Here is a 5362-nt window from a genome sequence, read left to right on the forward strand (position 1 = left end):
CCCGACTTGTGTGCAAACCGTGGAGGCGCCCCCGCCCGCTTGCGGGGGAGGGGGCGGGAGCGTATATTACTTCCTCGCGCCGCAGCCGAGCGGATGCGAAACGCCTGCTCAGGGCGGCGCGGCGAACCTTGAAAACCGGATACTGCGATCGAGGAGATCGAAGAGGCAGACAAGCTAGAAGATGCATCGGACGCGTGCCAACAAGAGGCACGACCCGACAATTCCTAAGCGAATCCGAGAATCAGCGGAATCCAAGACGGTCGGACCCGTGAAGCGGAGCTAACGACCCGGCGCATGCCGGGCATGCTTTGAACGGAGAGTTCGATCCTGGCTCAGGATGAACGCTGGCGGCGCGCCTAACACATGCAAGTCGAACGGTAAGGGCCCCCTCGGGGGCCACACGAGTGGCGAACGGCTGAGTAACACGTGGGCAACCTGCCCCCCTCCCCGGGATAGCCTCGCGAAAGCGGGATTAATACCGGATACTCCGCCAGCCCCGCATGGGGGCGGCGGGAAAGCCGAGACGGTGGGGGATGGGCCCGCGGCCTGTTAGCTAGTTGGTGGGGCAACGGCCCACCAAGGCGATTATGGGTAGCCGGGTTGAGAGACCGACCGGCCAGATTGGGACTGAGACACGGCCCAGACTCCTACGGGAGGCAGCAGTGGGGAATCTTGCGCAATGGGCGGAAGCCTGACGCAGCGACGCCGCGTGCGGGACGAAGGCCTTCGGGTCGTAAACCGCTTTCAGCAGGGATGAGGCCGAGAGGTGACAGTACCTGCAGAAGAAGCCCCGGCTAACTACGTGCCAGCAGCCGCGGTAATACGTAGGGGGCGAGCGTTATCCGGATTCATTGGGCGTAAAGCGCGCGTAGGCGGCCTCGTAGGCCGGGAGTCAAATCCGGGGGCTCAACCCCCGCCCGCTCCCGGAACCCCGAGGCTTGAGTCTGGTAGGGGAGGGCGGAATTCCCAGTGTAGCGGTGGAATGCGCAGATATTGGGAAGAACACCGGTGGCGAAGGCGGCCCTCTGGGCCACGACTGACGCTGAGGCGCGAAAGCTGGGGGAGCGAACAGGATTAGATACCCTGGTAGTCCCAGCCGTAAACGATGGACGCTAGGTGTGGGGGGACCTGCCCCCCGTGCCGCAGCCAACGCACTAAGCGTCCCGCCTGGGGAGTACGGCCGCAAGGCTAAAACTCAAAGGAATTGACGGGGGCCCGCACAAGCAGCGGAGCATGTGGCTTAATTCGAAGCCACGCGAAGACCCTTACCTGGGCTTGACATGCAGGTGAAGCGGCGGAGACGCCGTGGCCGAGAGGAGCCTGCGCAGGTGGTGCATGGCTGTCGTCAGCTCGTGTCGTGAGATGTTGGGTTAAGTCCCGCAACGAGCGCAACCCCCGTCGCGTGTTGCCATCATTCAGTTGGGCACCCGCGCGAGACCGCCGGCGTCAAGCCGGAGGAAGGTGGGGACGACGTCAAGTCATCATGCCCCTTATGCCCAGGGCTGCACACGTGCTACAATGGCCGGCACAACGGGCTGCGAACCCGCGAGGGCGAGCGAATCCCTTAAAGCCGGCCCCAGTTCGGATCGGTGGCTGCAACCCGCCACCGTGAAGTCGGAGTTGCTAGTAATCGCGGATCAGCACGCCGCGGTGAATGCGTTCCCGGGCCTTGTACACACCGCCCGTCACACCACCCGAGTCGTCTGCACCCGAAGTCGCCGGCCCAACCGCGAGGGGGGAGGCGCCTAAGGTGTGGAGGGTAAGGGGGGTGAAGTCGTAACAAGGTAGCCGTACCGGAAGGTGCGGCTGGATCACCTCCTTTCTAGGGAGACACGCTTTCTAGAAGAGACCAATCTAACGCCTGACACGGCAGGCGGCCGTCTTTCCGCGCCTCTCAGCCCCCTCTCGCAGCGTCCGGTCTCGAGGGCTCGCCCCCCGACGTACCCTGAGAGCCGCATAGCGTGACAAGCGAGATTTTCTTACACAAGAAGATCGCATCTGATCGCAATCTAGTGTGATTCATACCCGAGCATCGAAGGAAGATGTTAAGGGCACACGGTGGATGCCTTGGCACTGGAAGCCGACGAAGGACGCGGCAAGCTGCGATAATCCTCGGTGAGGGGCACACGCCCTATGACCCGAGGGCCTCCGAATGGGAGAACCCCGCGCGCCCCATAGCGCGCGACCCCGACGCCGAACACATAGGCGCCGGGGAGGCAACCCGGGGAACTGAAACATCTAAGTACCCGGAGGAAGAGAAATCAACCGAGATTCCCCCAGTAGCGGCGAGCGAACGGGGAAGAGGCCAAACCGGCGGGAGCTTACGCCCCGCCGGGGTTGTAGGCACGGCCATTGTTCGGTCACAAACCCGCGCGGTAGCGGAAGGGCCTGGGAGGGCCCGCGGTACAGGGTTAGAGCCCCGTACGCGAACCCGCGCGGGCCGACGGCCGTCGCCTGAGTACCGCCGGACACGTGAAACCCGGTGGGAAGCAGGGGGGACCACCCTCCAAGCCTAAATACTCTCCAGTGACCGATAGCGCACGAGTACCGTGAGGGAAAGGTGAAAAGCACCCCGGGAGGGGAGTGAAACAGTACCTGAAACCGTGTGCCCACGAGCAGTCGGAGCACCTTTTGGTGTGACGGCGTGCCTTTTGTAGAATGAGCCAGCGAGTTGCGGTGCGTGGCGAGGTTAAGCTGTGAAGCGAGCCGTAGCGAGAGCGAGTCCGAACAGGGCGCTCAGTCGCGCGCCGCAGACGCGAAGCCGGGTGAGCTTGCCATGGGCAGGCTGAAGCGGGGGTAAGACCCCGTGGAGGGCCGAACCCACTTAGGTTGAAAACTGAGGGGATGACCCGTGGCAAGGAGTGAAAGGCTAATCAAACCCGGAGATATCTCGTTCTCCCCGAAATAGCTTTAGGGCTAGCGTCGGGCGTTCACCGCAGGAGGTAGAGCACTGGACGGGCGCGGGGGCCTCACCGCCTACCAAACCCGACCAAACTCCGAATGCCTGCGGCCCAGAGCCCGGCAGTCAGAACATGTGGGCTAAGCTGTGTGTTCGAGAGGGAAACAGCCCAGACCGCCCGCTAAGGTCCCGAAGTCCGTGCCGAGTGGCAAAGGATGTGCGTCCGCCCAGACAACCAGGATGTTGGCTCAGAAGCAGCCACCCATTCAAAGAGTGCGTAACAGCTCACTGGTCGAGTGGACATGCGCCGACAATATACGGGGCTAAGCACGGCACCGAAGCGGCGGACTAGAGTTTTCTAGTGGTAGGGGAGCTTCCCGTCCGCGGGGAAGCCGGGGGACGACCCCCGGTGGAGCGGCCGGGAGTGAGAATGCTGGCATGAGTAGCGAGAGCGGCGTGGAAAGCGCCGCCGCCGTAAACCCAAGGTTTCCTGGGCAAGGCTAATCCCCCCAGGGTCAGTCGGGAGCTAAGGCGAGGCCGGGAGGCGTAGCCGATGCACAGCAGGTCGACATTCCTGCACCCCCGACGCGGAGTCTGACCGACGGCGTGACGGAGAAGGGTAGCTGGGCGGGGTTCTGGACGTCCCCGTGAGGCCGCGTAGGGCGGGGCGCAGTGAAACGCGCGCCCCACGAGCCCGAGGCGGCGGACGAAGCGAGCGAGTGAAGCCAGTGAGCCCACGCTTCCGAGAAAAGCGCCTAGGGATCCGCGAGGGGCCCGTACCGCAAACCGACACAGGTGGGTGGGTAGAACATACCAAGGCGATCGGGAGAACTATGGCAAAGGAACTCGGCAAAACCGCCCCGTAACTTCGGGAGAAGGGGTGCCCCGCCAGCGTGGACGGACTCGCTCCGCGAGCGCGAGGGGGCCACAGCGAAGAGGCCCAAACGACTGTTTATCAAAAACACAGGACTCTGCCAAGCCGTAAGGCGACGCATAGGGTCTGACGCCTGCCCGGTGCCGGAAGGTCACGGGGAGCCGTCATCCTCAGGGAGAAGCGGCGAACCCAAGCCCCGGTAAACGGCGGCCGTAACTATAACGGTCCTAAGGTAGCGAAATTCCTTGTCGGGTAAGTTCCGACCTGCACGAAAGGCGCAACGATTTGGGCGCTGTCTCTGCCATAGACCCGGTGAAATTGCACTAGTCGTGAAGATGCGACTTACCCGCGGAAGGACGGAAAGACCCCGTGAACCTTTACTGCAGCTAGGCATTGGCTGCCGGTCCGTCGTGTAGAGGATAGGTGGGAGGCTTCGAACCGAGGGCGCCAGCCCCCGGGGAGCCGCCCTTGGAATACCACCCTCGACGCTCTGGCATCCTAACCCCAGGCCCTGACCGGGCTGGGGGACCGTGCCTGGTGGGTAGTTTGACTGGGGCGGTCGCCTCCCAAAGAGTAACGGAGGCGCGCGCAAGGTCTGCTCAGGACGGTCGGCAACCGTCCCCATGAGTGCAAGAGCATAAGCAGGCTTGACTGCGAGGCCCACGAGCCGAGCAGATGGGAAACCAGGCTCTAGTGATCCGGCGGCCCAGAGTGGAATGGCCGTCGCTCAACGGATAAAAGGTACTCCGGGGATAACAGGCTGATCTTCCCCAAGAGTCCACATCGACGGGAAGGTTTGGCACCTCGATGTCGGCTCATCGCATCCTGGGGCTGGAGCAGGTCCCAAGGGTATGGCTGTTCGCCATTCAAAGCGGTACGCGAGCTGGGTTCAGAACGTCGTGAGACAGTTCGGTCCCTATCCTCCGTGGGCGTAGGAAGACTGAGGGAGGCTGCCCCTAGTACGAGAGGACCGGGGTGGACGGACCTCCGGTGCACGGGTCGTCGACCAACGGCGCAGCCCGGTAGCTGAGTCCGGTCTGGATAACCGCTGAAGGCATCTAAGCGGGAAGCCAGTCCCGAGATGAGTCTTCCCTCCGGTAAGGCCCCTGGTAGACCACCAGGTCGATAGGCCGCAGGTGCAAGGCGCGCGAGCGCCTCAGCCGAGCGGCACTAATAGGCCGAGCTCTTCCGTCGCGCCTCGGGCGCGGTCGGTGCGGTCGATTGTGGCGTCTCGCCTGCATGCTGTGCGGCCCCCAGGGCACGCCGCGAAGCGGCCCCCCGAAAACCGAATGCCCCTCGTTGGTCAGCGGCCATGGCGGGGGAGGCACACCCGGTCCCATTCCGAACCCGGAAGTTAAGCCCCCCAGCGCCGATGGTACTGCGGAGTCAGTCCGTGGGAGAGCAGGGCGCCGCTGACCAACGAGGGGCATTTGCGTGCCGGGCGGCCCCCGGGGGAGACCCCGGGGGCCGCCCTTTTTTGGCGGCGTTCTTCGCTCGAATCACCGCATCCGCAGATGCGGTGCAATTTGGTCGTTCGCATGACCCCTGGTCTGCTTAAGGTGATCAAGGTATTCCTCCAGGCATTGGCC

3 rRNA genes are annotated in these 5362 nt (G+C 63.8%); all 3 read left to right on the forward strand.

The features are described 5' to 3' along the window. Positions 1 to 309: 309 nt before the first annotated feature. The 3 genes from EFAMC1_RS11030 (at position 310) to rrf (ending at position 5191) form a co-directional block, all read left to right on the forward strand. Positions 310 to 1822: ribosomal RNA gene (locus EFAMC1_RS11030) — 16S ribosomal RNA — on the forward strand. A 213-nt stretch (positions 1823 to 2035) separates the two neighbouring features. Next, positions 2036 to 4967 (forward strand): 23S ribosomal RNA (locus EFAMC1_RS11035). Positions 4968 to 5075: 108 nt separating this feature from the next. After that, positions 5076 to 5191: ribosomal RNA gene (rrf, locus tag EFAMC1_RS11040) — 5S ribosomal RNA — on the forward strand. Together the 16S, 23S and 5S rRNA genes form the textbook arrangement of a ribosomal RNA operon. The last annotated feature ends 171 nt before the right edge of the window (positions 5192 to 5362 follow it).

It is taken from the genome of Olsenella uli (assembly GCF_901212675.1).
Taxonomy (GTDB): Bacteria; Actinomycetota; Coriobacteriia; order Coriobacteriales; family Atopobiaceae; genus Parolsenella; species Parolsenella uli_B.